The sequence below is a fragment of the Variovorax palleresanus genome (assembly GCF_051144945.1).
Lineage (GTDB): Bacteria > Pseudomonadota > Gammaproteobacteria > Burkholderiales > Burkholderiaceae_C > Variovorax > Variovorax paradoxus_S.
In genome coordinates, this window is record NZ_JBJNVP010000002.1 from 4,710,908 (window position 1) to 4,727,371 (window position 16,464).

Annotated in this window: 10 protein-coding genes; 8 read left to right on the forward strand and 2 right to left on the reverse strand. The window is 65.2% G+C overall.

Features of this window, described 5'->3' with window-relative positions; translation table 11 throughout:
* The first annotated feature begins 28 nt into the window (after positions 1–28).
* Both ACJ7Z0_RS25945 and ACJ7Z0_RS25950 read left to right on the forward strand, forming a co-directional pair.
* Positions 29–997, forward strand: coding sequence for a Bug family tripartite tricarboxylate transporter substrate binding protein (locus ACJ7Z0_RS25945; protein ID WP_434792131.1), 969 nt, complete (start codon positions 29–31; stop codon positions 995–997).
* Positions 998–1,056: 59 nt separating this feature from the next.
* Complete coding sequence (locus ACJ7Z0_RS25950; protein WP_434792132.1) at positions 1,057–3,144, forward strand: alpha/beta hydrolase domain-containing protein; 2,088 nt, start codon at positions 1,057–1,059, stop codon at positions 3,142–3,144.
* On the opposite strand, the gene ACJ7Z0_RS25955 is transcribed toward ACJ7Z0_RS25950, so the two are convergent.
* Positions 3,141–3,938: an NAD(P)H-dependent oxidoreductase gene (locus ACJ7Z0_RS25955; protein WP_434792133.1), complete on the reverse strand. Its 798-nt coding sequence runs from the start codon at positions 3,936–3,938 to the stop codon at positions 3,141–3,143. The two genes, ACJ7Z0_RS25950 and ACJ7Z0_RS25955, sit on opposite strands and share 4 nt — an antisense overlap.
* Positions 3,939–4,027: 89 nt before the next feature.
* Between ACJ7Z0_RS25955 and ACJ7Z0_RS25960 the strand changes: the two genes are divergently transcribed.
* On the forward strand, positions 4,028–4,921 hold the full coding sequence (locus ACJ7Z0_RS25960) for a LysR family transcriptional regulator (protein WP_434792134.1): 894 nt from the start codon (positions 4,028–4,030) through the stop codon (positions 4,919–4,921).
* A gap of 34 nt (positions 4,922–4,955) precedes the next feature.
* On the opposite strand, the gene ACJ7Z0_RS25965 is transcribed toward ACJ7Z0_RS25960, so the two are convergent.
* A complete protein-coding gene (locus ACJ7Z0_RS25965) occupies positions 4,956–5,804 on the reverse strand; it encodes a helix-turn-helix transcriptional regulator (RefSeq protein ID WP_434792135.1) in 849 nt (282 codons plus the stop codon).
* 602 nt (positions 5,805–6,406) lie between these two features.
* Here ACJ7Z0_RS25965 and ACJ7Z0_RS25970 point away from each other — a divergent pair.
* The 5 genes from ACJ7Z0_RS25970 (at position 6,407) to ACJ7Z0_RS25990 (ending at position 16,446) form a co-directional block, all read left to right on the forward strand.
* Entirely contained in the window at positions 6,407–10,084 is a 3,678-nt protein-coding gene (locus ACJ7Z0_RS25970; protein ID WP_434792136.1) for a DUF5801 repeats-in-toxin domain-containing protein, read from the forward strand.
* A 90-nt stretch (positions 10,085–10,174) separates the two neighbouring features.
* Positions 10,175–11,968, forward strand: coding sequence for a type I secretion system permease/ATPase (locus ACJ7Z0_RS25975; protein WP_434792137.1), 1,794 nt, complete (start codon positions 10,175–10,177; stop codon positions 11,966–11,968).
* Entirely contained in the window at positions 11,965–13,692 is a 1,728-nt protein-coding gene (locus ACJ7Z0_RS25980) for a type I secretion system permease/ATPase (RefSeq protein ID WP_434792138.1), read from the forward strand. The genes ACJ7Z0_RS25975 and ACJ7Z0_RS25980 overlap by 4 nt, the downstream gene beginning before the upstream one ends.
* A gap of 43 nt (positions 13,693–13,735) precedes the next feature.
* On the forward strand, positions 13,736–15,112 hold the full coding sequence (locus ACJ7Z0_RS25985) for an HlyD family type I secretion periplasmic adaptor subunit (protein ID WP_434792731.1): 1,377 nt from the start codon (positions 13,736–13,738) through the stop codon (positions 15,110–15,112).
* Positions 15,109–16,446: a TolC family outer membrane protein gene (locus ACJ7Z0_RS25990; protein WP_434792139.1), complete on the forward strand. Its 1,338-nt coding sequence runs from the start codon at positions 15,109–15,111 to the stop codon at positions 16,444–16,446. Before ACJ7Z0_RS25985 ends, ACJ7Z0_RS25990 begins: the two co-directional genes overlap by 4 nt.
* The last annotated feature ends 18 nt before the right edge of the window (positions 16,447–16,464 follow it).

The window sequence follows — 16,464 nt, forward strand, 5'->3', positions numbered from 1 at the left end:
CCCTATCCATCCACCCGGAGACAAAACAATGAAACGACGTTCCCTGACCCTCTCGGCCGCCGCGCTGGCCCTGGCGCCGCTGCTGGGCTACGCGCAGCAGGCCTTTCCAGAAAAGCCCATTACCTTCGTCGTGCCCTTCGCGGCCGGCACGGCCACCGACCAGATCGCGCGCGCGCTGGGCAACAGCATCACGGCCGAAACGAAGCAGCCGGTCGTGATCGACAACAAGGCCGGGGCCAGCGGCTTCATCGCCTCGCAGCAGGCGGCCAAGGCCGCGGCCGACGGCTACACGGTGCTGATCACCACCAACACCACGCATGCTGCCAACGAGCACCTGTTCAAGAAGCTGCCCTACGACCCGGTGAAAGACTTTGCGCCCATCACGGCGCTGGGAAAGGGCGGCCAGATCATGGTGGTGAACCCGTCGTTCCCGGCCAAGAGCGTGGCCGAGTTCGTGGCGCTGGCCAAGCAAGAGCCGGGCAAGTACAGCTTCGGCAGCGGCAGTTCGTCGAGCCGCATGGCGGGCGAGCTGCTGCAGCAGATGGCCGACATCAAGCTGCTGCACGTGCCCTACAAGAGCAATACGCTGGCCGTCACCGACCTCTTGGGCGGGCAGATCCACATGATGATCACCGACGCGGCCACCGGCCTGCCGCAGGTGAAGGGCGGCAAGCTGCGCGCACTGGGTGTTTCGAGCGCCGCGCGTTCGCCGTTGGCTCCTGATGTGCCCACCATTTCGGAAGCCGGCGTGAAGGGCTACGAGATGGGCTACTGGTTCGCGGCCTATGCACCCGCGAAGACGCCGCCGGCCGTGGTCAAGCGGCTCAACGAACTGCTTGTCAAGGCTGCGAAGAGCGAATCCGCCAAGACCGCTTTCTATGAACCCACCGGCACCGAGGTGTTCACCACCTCGCCTGAAGAACTCGCCAAATTCCAGACGGCCGAGTCGCAGAAGTGGGGTCGCATCGTGAAGGCCGCCGGCATCGAAGCCGAATAAGCGCGCTGGCCGTAGCGGAGACCGGCACCGCACAAATACCTCAACGACGGAGACAAACCATGAAACGCTGGAGCCTGTTGGCTGCCACGGTGGCTTCGGCCGCCCTTTTTCTGAGCGCTTGCGGTGGAAGCGGCGGCGGAGGCGGTGGCTTCGTGCTGCCGCCGCCGGCCGCGACGACGCCACCCCCCGCCGCCTCCGAAGCGCCGAAGTTCAAGCTCGCCATCTCCAGGACCGAGGACGTTGCCGGCACCTTCGGCAGCGTGGGAGCCTACGAGAAGATCACCGGCACCTTCACGGGCGAGGTCGACCCCAAAGATGCGCACAACGCCGTCATCCAGGACTTGTCGCTCGCGCCGCGCAACGCCAACGGCAAGGTGGAATACAGCGCCGACTTCGTGCTCTTCAAGCCCAAGGACATGGGCAAGGCCAACGGCGTGCTGCGCTACGACGCACCCAACCGCGGCAACATCGTCAATCTCGATCCGTACTTTGCGTCGCGCGGCTACGTCTTTCTCACGGCTGCGTGGCAGGGCGACGTGCCGGCCGCGGCCGGCAAGCTCACGCTCCAGGTGCCCGTGGCCAGGAACGCGGACGGCAGCACCATCACCGGCACCTACCGCGCCGAGCTGCTGCCCACGGCGGCCACCAACGATTCGCTGCCGCTGCCGGGCGGGCCGTACAACTCTGCGATGCAGGCCTATGCAACCGCGAGCCTGGACAACACGCAGCCCGGCTACGTGCTCACGCGGCGCATCAACGAAACCGATGCGCGCCAGCTCATTCCCGCGAGCGACTGGAAGTTTGCCAAGTGCAGCGCCGCCGCGCCGTTCCCCGGCACACCCGACGAGACGAGCGTGTGCCTCAGGGACAAATGGGACCCGGCCTACATGTACGAGCTGGTCTATGTCGCGAAGGACCCGAAGGTCATGGGCCTGGGGCTCGCGGCCGTGCGCGACATGATCGCCTTTTTCCATCATGACGCGAGCGACGCCGCAGGCACCGCCAACCCGGTGGCCGCCGCCATCAAGAACACCATTGCTTCCGGCGTGTCGCAGTGCGGCAACTTCATGAAGACCTTCGTCCATCTCGGCTTCAACGAGGACCGCGCGGGCCGCAAGGTGTTCGACGGCGTGTTCGCGCAGATTGCGGCGCGGCAGACCAACATCAACATGCGCTTTGCGATTCCCGGCGGTGGCGGGGGCGTACGCACCGACCACACGGCCTTCGGCCAGGCCGGTACGCGCGGGCTGTCGAAGGACTACGTGGACGACGTGGCCCAGCGCCGCGGCGGCATCCTGTCGCGCTGCGAGGCGAGCGGCACCTGCCCCAAGCTCTTCATCGGCTTCAGCGGCACGGAGTTCTTCGTGCTGCAGGGTTCGCCGCTCTTGACGGACGCCTGGGGCACGGCCGACCTCGTGCAGCCCGGCAACGCGCGCATCTACTACTACGCGAGCACGCACCATCTGCTGGGCCTTCCTTCGCTGCCGGGCGCGAGCGCCGGGGCGCTCTACGCCACTAACGCGAACGCGGGCGTGGTGCCGGTGGTGCGCGCGCTCTACCAGAACCTCGAGGAGTGGGTCGTCAAGGGCACCACGCCGCCCGACAACCAGGTGCCCAAGCTGGCCGATGCCACGCTGGTGCGGCCGCAGCAGCTCAAGTTTCCGGCCATTCCGGGCGCCGCCTATACGGGCCTGGTCAACACCTATTCATTGCTCGGCTGGGGTCCGAACTACCGGCCGCAGGACGAGACCGGCATTGCCACGCAAGTGCCACCGGCCTACCTTGGCCGCGACTACGCCGTTCTCGTGCCGCAGGTGGACGCCGACGGCAACGACGTCGCGGGCATCCGCAGCCTGGACGTGGCGGTGCCCGTAGGCACCAACACCGGTTGGAACTACACCAGCAAGCCGGGCACCATCGACCTGGCGGGCCTCTTCGGCTCGTACTTTCCTTTTGCGAAGACGGCGGCCGATCGTTCGGGCAGCGGCGATCCACGGCTCTCGCTCGAGGAGCGCTACACCAACCAGGCTGGCTACGTCGCGGCCGTGACCGCCGCCGCCAACGACCTGGTCTCCAGGCGCTTTCTGCTGCAGGTGGATGCCGATGCGGCCATCGCGAAAGCAGTGGCGAATCCGGTGCTGCCTTAGCGCGTGTTCTTGTCCGATGCGGTGGTGTGCACCGCAAAGCCTTCCTCACCCGGTGCAATGTCGTCGCGCAAGGTGAGGGCGGGAATCTCGTAGTCGCCGAAGTTCTGCGGCCGGAACGGGATCGGGTCGGTGGTCCACAGCGTGTCGAGCCGGCGGCCCAGGTCGTCGGTGATGCGCCCGTAAGCGGCGGCATCGACCTTGTCGGTGCGGTACACGACGAAAGGCGGCAGCACCTCGAAGCCCGGGTAGTAGAGGATGCCGTGGTGAATGGGAAACAGCAGGTCGTCCATCGGCCCGTTGATGCCGCGGGCCCCGTAGTGCGAGGCCCAGCCGCCGGTCGTGACCACCAGCATGGCGCGCTTGCCGGCCATCACGCCCTGGCCGAAGCGGTCGCCCCAGTGCCTGTCGGAATGCTCGCCCACGCCGTAGCCAAAGCCATAGGCGTAGACACGGTCGACCCAGCCCTTGAGGATGGCCGGCATCGTGTACCACCAGAGCGGAAACTGGAAGATCACAGTGTCGGCCCACAGCAGCTTGGCCTGCTCGGCGGCGACTTCTTCGCGCTGGGTGCCGGACTCGAAGGCGCGCAGCGAATCCGCGACGGGATCGAAGTGAGCACCGGGCTCGAGGTGCGCAAAGTCGTCGGCGGCCAGTGTCGCCTTCCATTGCATGGCGTAGAGGTCGGACACGCGCACTTCGTGCCCCGACTGCACGAGGCGTTCGACCATGAACTGCTTCAACGATCCGTTGAGCGAGCGGGCTTCGGGGTGGGCATGAACAAGAAGGATTTTCATGGCGGCATGGTTCGTCGGATGAAGAAGCACGCAGGTTAGGCGCCGTGAGGCTATATTGGAAATGAATATTCAGAATTCCAGGAATAGCCATGGACAATTTCATGCGGCTCGATCTCAACCTGCTGCTCACGCTCGACGTGCTCCTGGCCGAGCGCAGCGTGACGCGCGCGGCGCAGCGCCTGAATCTGTCGCAGCCTTCGGTCAGCGTGCAGCTCGCCAAGCTGCGCGAGGTGTTCAACGATCCGCTGCTGGTGCCTGCGCAGCGCGGCATGCTCCCCACCGCGCGCGCCGAAGAGCTGCGCGAGCCGCTGCGCGAAGCGCTGGAGTCATTGGGCCGCGCGGTGGCGCCCACGAGATCTTTCGACCCGGCAGAGGCGACCACCACCTGGCGCGTGGCGGCGGCCGACTATGCCGAGTCGGCGATCCTGCTGCCCGCGCTCGCCGGGCTGCGCGCGGCCGCGCCGAACACCCGGCTCGCCGTGGTGGAGGCGGTGCCCTCGCGCATGGCGCGGCAGCTAGAGCAGGGCGAGATCGATCTTTTCTTTCATACCAGCGTGGGCGCGCCGCCCGGGCTGCACCGGCGCGTGCTGTTCCATGAGCGCTACGTGCTGGCCGGGCGGGCCGGCCATCCACGCCTTAAGCGCCGGCCCACGCTCGCGCAGTTCTGCGCGCTGGAGCATGTGGTGGTGTCGCCCGGCGGTGGCGGGTTCGTCGGGCCGACCGACGACGCGTTGGCCGAGAAGGGCCTGGCGCGGCGCGTGGCGCTGTCGGTGCCGCATTTTCTTTTCATGATGTCGGTGCTGGCCGGCACCGACATGGTCGCGATGCTGCCCGAGCGGCTGGCGCGCGGCGCGCCCGGGCTGCGCGTGGTGGAGGCGCCGCTCGAAGTGCCGGGCTATGAAATGGCGATGCTGTGGCACGAGCGGCGGCACCGCGACTCGGCGCACCGTTGGCTGCGGGAGCGGATTGCCGCAAGCGTGTAGTCGTCGCCTACGGAACCGTCGGCGATCCGGACGGCTACTTGCCCCGAGCGTCGAAGACGCTCTTCAACAGCGGCACCGTCGAGAAGACATTGGGCCACGCGGCGTGGCAGGCAAGGCGCGAGACGATCTCCGGCACTGTTGCTTGCGGCGGGCCGTTGTCGTCCGCCGCCCCGCCAAGGTGATAGGAAATCCGGGGAAACCGGCCGCCGATCACCTTCTTGAAGTAGCCCGCATCGCGCGGGACATCGGACTCGGCCACCAGCTCGAGTTTCTCAACCGGGCGCGGCGAGAAGGCCGGCTCAAGATGCGGGACGAGTCTTTCGGGAAGCGGTCCTGAGAACCCCGGTCGGGCGAGATGCCAGCGCCGGCTGTGCTGCCCCTGCTTGGCGAACACATGCGCGAGGTGCTTCTTGACCGTGTTGACGCTGATGCCGAGCTGCTCGGCAATCTGCTTGTTCGACATATCCCGGTTCATCAGCGACAGCACCTCGTCCTCCCGCGCAGTGAGGCCGACTGCAGGCAGTGCCGCACCGGACCCCGGACGCCCGCCGGCCACCGCCAGCCGCAGCAAGGACAGATACAGCGCCTGCAATACCGGGCCCGGAAAAGCCAGGGTGCCTGCCAGCACGGCATCCAGCGATCGTGCGAATTGCTCTGCGCTCGCTCCCCACTCCACACAGCCGTGCGCCTGGATCCGGATGGCCGCCTCCAGCCCCTGTGTCGAGGGCTGCTCCCAGCCGAGGAGCCAGTCGATGGTGGGAAAGTGGCGGCGCAGATCGTCCAGTTTGCCGACGCCTTCCTGCGAAAGCAGCGCGATGTCCACCACCATCAAACGAGGCACCTGCTGCCGGCAGCGGACTTCCAGGTCGGAGGTGCTGCTCATTTCCGTGTGCTCGACCCGGTACGTCCGCTCGGCCCGGTGCCTCGAGGCCAACAGGCTCAGTCCGCACAGCGTCGATGAGCGGCTTGGACAGGTTGCGATCAGGACCGAAACACCGGTTTCGAATGCCGGGTGGCGCTCAGGAGGCGGGATCTCGAGCAAGTCGGGTTGAAAACAGCTCGACGCGCGCAACGCCGGGAGCGCGAATGGCGACGGCGGGTGAGAGCCTTGCATTGACGGCTGCCGATCTGCGTTCCACGCAGATTCCAGCCCCGCAAACGAGCGTGGGACCTGTTTCATGTTTCCCCCCGGGCGCTTGTTGAGTGCACCGAGAAAGTAATGATAAAGGTTACACAATCGTTCGTATCGATTCGTGGCCCCTGCAAGGTATCGAGATGTGTTGCGACTCAAAGGCGTGAATCAGCGGGCGCGGCGCGTCATCCTTTGGGTGACAACTTTCGACCTATGGACAGTGCGCGGGGCCGCGGTTCAGCATCGTCTCCCCTTTGCTGATAAGTGAACCTGGTCAATTGCCAGCGAACGCAGCTCGTTCGGAGTTGCGCTGTTCTCCGTCGGCGTTTTTTTAACCAACTCGAGGAGCGTTTATGCCTGCGTTCACTTTTACACCTGGCTCGACCGTCACTCTGGACGAATCCGACGGTTTGCAGAACGCTGTCGCTACCCCCGCACCTGCGGAAGACGGTAACGACAATGACATCCTCGTAACTTCGCTGCCGGCCACCTTCACCACCCGCCTGACTGCCGCGGGTGCGCCAGCCCCAACCAAAGCCGCCTTGAGTGGCTATACGGGGAGTGGCACCGGCGCCAACGCATTCACGTTCAGCGGGACCGGCGCTTTCACCGGTATGTCATTCACGGACGCGGCCGGCGCTCCGCTCAATGGCTTGGACAGCGGCCTCAATACCGCGGATGGCGACGACATCTTCCTTTACACCGACACGACCAACAACAACGTCGTCTTGGGGAAGACCGGCGCCGGTGTCGTCGTGTTCGCGGCCTATCTGGAGGAGACAGGAACCCCGGTGACGGGCGCAAAGATCTGGATGGTCCAGTATGAAGCGATATCGAACCCCGATGCGACCAACCCCGACGATGCAGTCGACCTGACTGAGAAGGTCTACGTCAGTGTCAGCCAGGATGCGGAGTTCAATCTCGCAGACGCGCCATCTGGCCAGAACCTGTTCCTGATGTTCACGAAGACCAATCCGACGATCGACGCTGACGGCCGGATTACCGACGTGTCGATCATCGCGACGGGAAAGGACCCGGCAAATCAGTCCGGGGCCAATCCCGACATCACCGACGATGACATCAACATTGGCACCGGCGACACGATCAACTCCAGCAAGGCCGGCGGGCCGACCACGTTCGGTACCAACAACCAGATGATCACAGAGCAGGAGGGCATCCGCTTCACGTTCGTGACCGGCGCCAGGGCGGACGTCACCATTCCGGAACTGGAACCGGGCGAGGCCCATCTGGAGTCGAACATCGACTTCACCGGCATGTTCGGGGCGAGGACTGCCGATTTCGACGTTGTGCAGTTGCAAAGCGGAAAGAGTGCCCAGGTCAGGGTCACCGCATACAGCACGGCGGTTGAGTCTGGCAACAGCTTCGTCGACGGCTATGCGGGCGACGCGACGGTTCCGATCACGAGCGTGCGCGTGCTCGACTCCGTCACCAACGCGGTTCTCGAAACCTTCTCGAACGGCAGCGAGGGCGGAGTGAGTCCGACCATCGCCATCAGCATCACCGGTGGCGTCGCGCTGATCACCGGCGTCAAGGCCGACTACTCGATCGAATACACGACGTCAGCGGACCACAACCGCGTACTCGTTGAAAACGGGGCGGCCCTCAATGCCTCGGGCAACACCCACGCCGACTTCGACGTCGGGGGCTTCCGGCTGCTGCAGGTTTCCGCCGCAACGTCAGAGGTCGGCTCGATGATGAACTTCGAGGACGACGGCCCGTCCGTCGTGCTGGCGACGCCCACCGACACCGCGGTGGTCAACACGCAGGACGCCGACACCATCGGCGAAGCCACCGACTCCGCCACCACGAACTTCGCGACCGCCTTCACCACGAGTTCGAGCAGCTACGGCGCCGATGGGGCGGGCTCCACCGGCTCGGTCTTCGCTCTCGGTGTGAAAACGCAGGGTGGCGACTCAGGCCTCAAGAGCGATACCGCGACCATCTACCTGTATTTGGTGAGCGGCAAGGTCATCGGTTCGACGTCCAACACGGAAGCCGGCATTCTTGCGGGCAACACCATTTTCGACCTGGCCGTGAGCGCAAGCGGCTCCGTGACGCTGCAGCAGTTTGCCGAAATCGACCACGCGCTGCCGGGGGCTTCGTCGAACTACGCGGCCCAGGAGGCCTCGATGGCCGACGACCTGGTCACGCTGTCCGATACGGTGACGCTCACCGACCAGGATGGCGATACCGCGAGCGACTCCGAGGTGCTCAACATCGGCGCCAACATCAGGTTCGACGACGACGGCCCGTCCATCGTGCTGGCAACACCTACCGACTCGGCGCTGCTCACTACGCAGGATGCCGACTCCGCCGGAGTCGATTCCGCCACGCAGGACTTCTCGACCGCCTTCGGCGCGACCTCCAGCAGCCACGGCGCCGATGGAGCGGGCTCCACCGCTTCGACCTTCGCACTCGGCCTGTCCACGCCGGGCGAAGCTTCAGGGCTCACGAGCGATGGCGCGGTCATCAGGTTGTACCTGGTGGGCGGGAATGTCATCGGATCGACGGCGGCCACCGTGGGCGCCATCACGGCGGGCAACACCATCTTCGACCTGGCCGTGAGCGCAAGCGGCTCAGTGACGCTGCAGCAGTTTGCCGAAATCGATCACGCGCTGCCGGGCGTGGGGTCCAACTACGCGGCCCAGCAGGCCACGATGCTCGACACCTTGATCACCCTCACCAATACAGTGACGCTCACCGATGGGGATGGCGACACCGCGACCGATACCGAGGTGCTCAACATCGGCGCCAACATCAAGTTCGACGATCACGGCCCGACGGTGACTGCCATCTCGGACCTCACCGGCGCGAATGACGCCCAGTCCATTGCGGGAACTTATAACTTCGCCGTCGGCGCCGATGACGTGGGCAACGCGTCGACCGACGGCATCGTGCTGAACAGCCTGACCGGAACGACCGGCGGCGGCCGGCCCATCACCGATGCGGCCGTCGCGCACTTTGCGGAAGATGCCACCACGGTCACCTACAACTTCAGCTTCAACTACTTCCCCGGGCCAACCTCGACCACGACGCAGGCGGCAACAGGCACGGTCATCTTCAACAAGACGGACGGTACCTTCACCTTTGATCTGGACCAGGTCTTCAGTGGACAATCGACGTTCTCCACGAGTTCGCCGCTGGCCTCCTTCAACTACGACACGGAAGGCAACAACTCGCCGGAGATCGTGGTCCAGCAGTACAGCAGCGACTTCTTCGGCGTGCTGTCCGCCAGGGCCGCCACGCCTCCAAGCGATTCCAGCGACCTGGTGTCGGGCAGCGATCATGCGTTCACGGCGGGGGAAACCTTCAACAGCGTGAGTGCCGGTTTTGTCAATGTCGCGACCAACACCCTTGGCGTGAACTCCGACACCGTCCAGAACGGCGAGTTGCTGAACTTCGACTTCTTCAGGTCGAATCCGGTGAACAACCCCAGTGTGACAAGCCCGCCGCCGCGGCCCGACGCAACGGTCGTCGGTACGGACAGGGCCTACGCCGACGCGATCAACATCACGATCGATCAGATCACGGACGGCGAAGACGTGGCTGTCCTGCTGAAGTTGGTCAATACGTCGACCAATGCCACCACGACCCGGCTGTTGATCGCCAACTCCGCGACGGACTATCAATCGGCCGGAGGCGGCATGAAGATCGTCAGCATCGGAGAGGACGACTACGACAGCGCCAACTTCCAGATCTCGGGCGTACAGGTCCTGAGCAGCACCGAAGACCTCACCGGCACGGGCATCAGCCTGAGCACCCACAACGCGGTGAACCTGACGGCGACTGGAAATAACTATGCCGATACGGAGGACAACGATGTATTCAAGATCATCAAGATCGACGTGATCACATCGGCGACCATCAACTCGGACGTGGACCTGAACTTTGCAGGCCAGCTGATCGACGGCGATGCCGACTTTGCGAACTTCGACTTCGATGTCCACCTGGAGATCGATGGCGTGGCCAACCTGATCGGCACAACCAACCAGACGGAGCCTATCGCGTAACGAGCTCTTGACAAGGGGGCGGCAGGAATGCTGCCCCTTGCCGCTTTGGCCTGTGCCAAGGCGTACTGAATTCCAAATCTGCGAGGTGGCATGAAACCTCAGGAAAAGTCAGGCGAATTGCGGCAGGCGGTGACAGCCCTCAACGCCTACTTCGTGCGGGCGGCGTGGTTCAGTGTGTGCTCGGGTCTTCTGCTGCTGGCTCCGAGCGCGTACATGCTGGAGGTGTATGGGCGGGTCGTGAACAGCCGCAGCACGCTCACGCTGGCCATGCTGACACTGCTGGTGCTGGCCGCTTTCTGCCTGATGGAAGTGCTCGACTGGGCCCGCACCGAGGTGATGTACCGGGCCGGGCAGAAGCTCGACCAGAAGCTGCGGAACCGCGTCTTCGTCGCCATCTTCGAAGCCGGCCTCAAGCGCTTGCCGGGCGGGACCGTGCAACCGCTCAACGACCTTCGCACCTTGCGCGAGTTCCTGTATTCACCACCGTTGCTGGCGCTGATGGAAGCGCCGGTTGCGCTGGTCTTCATGGGGCTCATGTTCGCCATCAGCCCCGTGCTGGGCTGGTCGGCCGTGGTGGGCTCGCTGCTGCAGGTGTTCGTCGGCTGGCTCAACGACCGGAACACGCGGCCGCCGCTGGTGTCGGCCAATCGATGCGCGATCGAGGCGCAGCAGTATGCGGACGCCGCGCTCCGAAACTCGCAGGTCATCGAGTCGATGGGCATGCTGCGGGACGTGCATCGCCGCTGGATGGGCAAGCGGCGCGATTTTCTGCAGCGCGAGGCCGTGGCCTCGGACCACGCCGGGACCTACCAGGCGCTCGGCAAGTTCTTGCAGGTCACCATGGGTTCCCTGTTGCTGGGCCTGGGTGCCTGGCTGCTGCTGAAGAACCAGCTCAACGGCGACGCCGGAATGATGGTGGTCGGCTCCATCCTCGGCGGCCGGGCCTTGGTGCCGCTGGTGCAGATCGTGACGCAGTGGCGCACGGTGGTGAATGCGTGCGATGCATGGCAGCGCCTGGGCGGCCTGCTGAGCGCCATTGCGCCGCCGCCGGACACGATGGCTCTGCCGCCGCCCAAGGGCGCGCTGCAGGTCGAAAACCTTGTGGCAGCCGCTCCGGGCAGTGGTTCGGCCATCCTGAAGAACGTGGCCTTCAGCCTGTCGCCCGGCGAGGTGCTTGCCGTGGTGGGGCCCTCTGCCGCGGGCAAGACGACCCTGGCGCGCCTGATCGTCGGACTTTGGCCGGCGGCAAGCGGCAAGGTGCGGCTGGACGGCGCGGACGTGTTCGGGTGGGACAAGGCCGAGCTCGGCCCGCACATCGGTTATCTGCCGCAGGAAGTGGAATTGCTCGAAGGCACCATCGCCGAAAACATTGCACGCTTCGCTGAGGTGCGGCCTTCGAAGGTCAAGGAGGCCGCGCTGGCCGTCGACCTGCATGCCTACATCACCAGCCTTCCGCTGGGCTACGACACCCCGATCGGGACCGAAGGCACGGTGCTGTCGGGCGGGCAGCGGCAGCGGGTCGCATTGGCGCGCGCGATCTATGGCGAGCCCGCGCTGGTGGTGCTCGATGAACCGAATTCGAGCCTGGACGAGGCCGGTGATGCCGCATTGACGGCCGCCATTTTGAAACTCAAGGCGCGCGGCACCACGTTCGTCGTCATGACACACCGCACCAGCGTGCTGGCCGTGGCCGACAAGATGCTGGTGCTGTGCGATGGCGCGATGCAGGGGTTCGGCCCACGCGACGAAGTTCTGGCCGCGCTGCGGCAAGCCGGCGAGCAGGCGGTGGACCGGATACGCAAGGCCGCCAACCAGCCTGTGTCGATACGGCGCAATGCCGAGAACGCCGCGAGCGTCACGCCAGAGGCGAGCCCACAGCCATGAACAAACCCTCGTTCTTCAACCGCAGCGAACTGGCGCGCGCCCTTTGGGGGTTCCGAAGGGAGTTCCTGCTGGTCGGCTCGCTGAGCTTCCTGGCCAATGTGCTCATGCTCGCGCCGACGCTGTACATGCTGCAGATATTCGACCGCGTGCTGTCCAGCCAAAGCGAACTGACGCTGCTCGCGGTGTCCCTGATCACGCTGCTCCTGTTCGTGGCGCTGGCCTTGTCGGAATGGCTGCGCTCGCGCCTCTTGGTGCGGGCCAGCCTGCGCTTCGACCGGCAACTGAGCACCCGGGTGTTCAACGGGAGCTTCCAGGCCTATCTCGGCCAGCCGTCGTCCAACAAGTCCAGGCCGTTCGCAGACCTCAATCACATCCGCCAGTTCCTCACCGGTCCAGGCGTCTTTGCGCTCTTCGATGCGCCTTGGACGCCGATCTACATCGCGGTGATCTTCTTTCTTCACCCCTGGCTCGGAATCGTGGCGCTGGGGTTCGCGCTGGTCCAGGCCGCACTGGCGTGGTTCGGCCAGCGGCAGACCGCCGCGCCGGCGGAAGAGGCCCTGAAAGCCACGGGCGAGACGATCGGCGACCTCCAGGGCAAGCTTCGGAACGTGGAGGTGCTCGAATCGATGGGCATGATCGCCAACCTGCAAAAGCGCTGGAATCGCCAGCATGCGGCCTCCATGGAGAAGGGCGCCTTGGCGCAGGGCTTCATCAATCGCGTGGCCGGCTGGAGCAAGTTCATACGCTACAGCCAACAGTCGCTCGCATTGGGGGCAGGTGCGCTGCTGGTGATCGATGGCCAGTTGTCGCCAGGCGCCATGATTGCGGCGAACGTGCTCATGGTCCGTGCCCTGGCGCCCATCGACCAGCTGGTCGGCACGTGGCGCGGCTTTGTCTCCTGCCGCAGTGCATTCCAGCGTCTTGAAAGACTGTTGGACGAATTTCCGGAGCAGGACCATGTCCCTTCCCGGGACGGGCCCACCGGCACCATCGGCTTGCAAGGCGTCTTTGCAGGGGCCGCGGGGCGCCCGGCGCCCATCCTGAAGAATATTTCGTTTGCGGTTCCCGCAGGAACCGTGGTCGCGGTGCTGGGCCCCTCGGGCTCGGGCAAGTCGACGCTGGCGAAGGTCATGGTGGGCATCTGGAGCCCGTCTTCTGGCGCGGTGCTGCTCGACGGGGTGCCGATCGGAGGCTGGAATCGTCCGGAGCTGGGGCCGCATATCGGCTATCTGCCGCAGGACGTGGAGTTGTTCGGCGGCTCCATAGCCGAGAACATTGCGCGGCTCGGCGAGATCGACTCGCGCAAGGTCATCGAGGCCGCCAGCAGTGCCGGCATGCACGAGACGATCCTGCGTTTTCCGAAAGGCTACGACACCCTCATCGGGGACGCAGGCAACCTGCTTTCCGGCGGGCAAAGGCAGCGCATCGGACTGGCGCGTGCGATCTATGGCGACCCTTCGCTCATTGTCCTGGATGAGCCGAATGCCAACCTGGACGATGCCGGCGAGGCCGCGCTGGTGCGCGCCATACGGGAACTGAAGGCCAAGGGAAAAACGGTGTTCCTCATAACGCACCGCCAAGGCGTGGTTGCCGTGGCCGACCGCCTCATGGTCTTGAGCGATGGCGAATTGACCGCGGACGGTCCACGCGATGCCGTGCTCGCGTCTTTCCGTCGCCCGCAGCCTGCTGCCGTGCGAACGGCGGCCCTGGTGCAGTCGGCTTGACCCGACGCCCGTCCTGTCATCGATCCATCTCCGGGAGCTTCAAATGGCCAAACCGAATCTTCTCAGGGACGTCACTACTTCAAACCCCTCGCCGGTCGTCGACGACGACACGTCGCAGGATGATGCAAATGGCCTCAGAAGCGAGTTCGGCCGCGCAGGCCGCATCGGCGCGTGGGCGCTGGCTGCCGGATTCGGCGGGTTTCTGCTGTGGGCTGCGTTCGCTCCGCTGGACGAGGGCGTGCCGAGCCAGGGGCAGGTGGCCATCGACACCAAGCGCAAGGCGGTCCAGCATCAGATTGGCGGCATCCTCAAGGAGGTGCGGGTCGGCGAGGGCGATCAGGTCCAGGAGGGGCAGTTGCTGTTCAAGCTCGACGACGCCGCGGCCAGGGCGAGCTTCGAAACCGTGCGGCAGCGCTATCTGGGCTTTCGCGCCATACAGGGGCGCTTGCTGGCGGAACAGGGGGGACAGAACGCCATCGAGTTCCATCCCGACTTGCAGGCGGCCGCCGCGGACCCGCTGATCCGGCAACAGATGTTCAACCAGGAACAACTGCTCAGGTCGCGCCGCGCCGCGTTGCGGGCCGACCTGCAATCAATCGAAGAGAACATCCAGGGTCAGCAAGAGTTGTCTCAAGCGTACGCAAGCATGTTGGGCAGCCGCCGAACCCAGCTTTCTCTTCTCAACGAAGAACTGGCGCAGACGCGCAAGATGGTCGCCGAAGGGTATGCCCCGCGCAATCGCCAGCTGGAGATGGAACGCCAGGTTGCGGAATCGAATACCTTCATTGCCGAGCTCATCGGCAACATGGGCCGGGCCCGGCGAACGGTCTCGGAGCTTCGCCAGCGTGCCATTGCCAGGCAGCAGGAGTACCACAAGGAGGTGGAAACCCAGCAGGCCGAAGTCAGCCGCGAAGTGCTTGGCGACTACGAGAAGTTCGTCGCCTTGCGCGATGAACTGGGCCGAACCGAGATCCGCTCGCCCGCTTCGGGCCAGGTGGTGGCGCTGGTGGCGCAAACCGTTGGCGGCGTGATTGCGCCGGGGCAAAAACTGATGGACGTGGTTCCTGTCAACGAGCCCTTGCTGCTCGAGACCCGAGTGCCGCCTCATCTGATCGACCGCATCCGCGCCGGCATACCGGTGGACGTGCGCTTCTCGAGCTTTGCCCACTCTCCGCAGCTCGTGGTGCAGGGCAAGCTGGTTTCGGTCTCCGGCGACTTGCTGACCGACCCGCAGACCAACACCAGCTACTACCTTGCGCGGGTCGCCGTGACGCAGGAGGGCCTTCAGAAGCTCGGCAAGCGTTCGCTGCAGCCGGGCATGCCGGTCGAAGTGGTCTTCAAGACAGGGGAGCGCTCGCTGCTCGTCTACCTCTTGCATCCGCTCACCAAGCGCATCGCAGCCTCGATGACGGAAGAATGAGCGTGAAGAAGAAAACCCTGTTGGCATTCGCTGCTGCCGGCCTTCTCTCGGGGCAGGCCTGGTCGCTCGATCTGTCGCAGGCCTATGCGGAAGCGCTGGAGCAAGACTCGACCATCCGCGCGGTGCGGGCGGCCACCGATGCCCGGCGCGAACGCCTGCCGCAGGCCCGCGCGCAACTGCTTCCCAACCTGTCGGCGAGCGTCTCGCGCTATCGAAACTGGCTGGAGAGAACTTCGCCGGATGCCTCCGGGCAGCTCGTCACGGCCAACCTGCGCTACACCAGCAGCACCGAGGCGCTGACCTTGCGGCAACCCATCTTCCGCATGTACCAGATGGCCGACTACCGCCAGGCGAAGGCGCAGGTCGAAGATGCCGAAGCGAATCTCGAACGCGAATTGCAGAGTCTTGGAGTTCGGGTGAGCGGCGCGTACTTCGAGGCACTGCTGGCCGAGGAACACCTCACGCTGGTGCTCGCCCAGAAGACGGCCTATACGACCCAGTTCGATGCCGCGCAGAAGCGACTCGGCGCCGGTTTTGGCACCCGCACCGACATCGACGAAGCGCGTGCGGCCCTGGACCTCAACGTAGCGCAGGAACTCGAGGCGCGCCAGAACCAGGACTTCACACGCAGGCAACTCCAAGGCCTGGTCAATCGCCCGATCGACCGATTGGCGCCGCTCGACTCGTCCAGGATGCAGCTCGTGCGGCCGGCGCCCGATCGGCTGGAAGACTGGGTCGAACGGGCCGAGACGAACAGCCCCGAGCTTCAGTCGCTGGTCGCGCAGGTGGAAGCAGCCAAGCATGAGCTGGAGAAGGCGCAAGCCGGCCACTACCCGACCTTGGACGCGGTCGCCCAGTGGTCGCGCAACGACAGCGACACGATCAACAACATCAAGACCCGCTACAACAACAAGTCCATCGGCTTGCAGCTCAACATTCCTCTCTATTCGGGCGGCCATGTGAGTTCGACCGTGAGGCAGGCAATCGCGGGCCAGCATCGGGCGGAAGAGGCCCTCGAGGCCATGCGCCGCGACCTGGGTGTGCGGCTGCATCGTGAGTTCCGCGGCGTGACGGAAGGCGTCTTGCGGGTTCGGGCCCTCGAACAGGCGGTGCGTTCCGCGGAGCAGGTGGTCATCTCGAACAGCCGCTCGTTCGAGGCTGGCAGCCGCACCTTGCCCGACGTGCTGAACGCGGAGCAGCAGAAGGTGTCGGCCCAGCGTGACCTGGCCCAGGCCCGCTTCGTCTACCTGATGTCGCGGGTACGCTTGCAGGCGCTCTCGGGCGGCGCCAAGGTCGAAGTCATCGACGAGATCAACGGCTGGCTCGTGCGCTGACGGATGCGGCGGCATGGC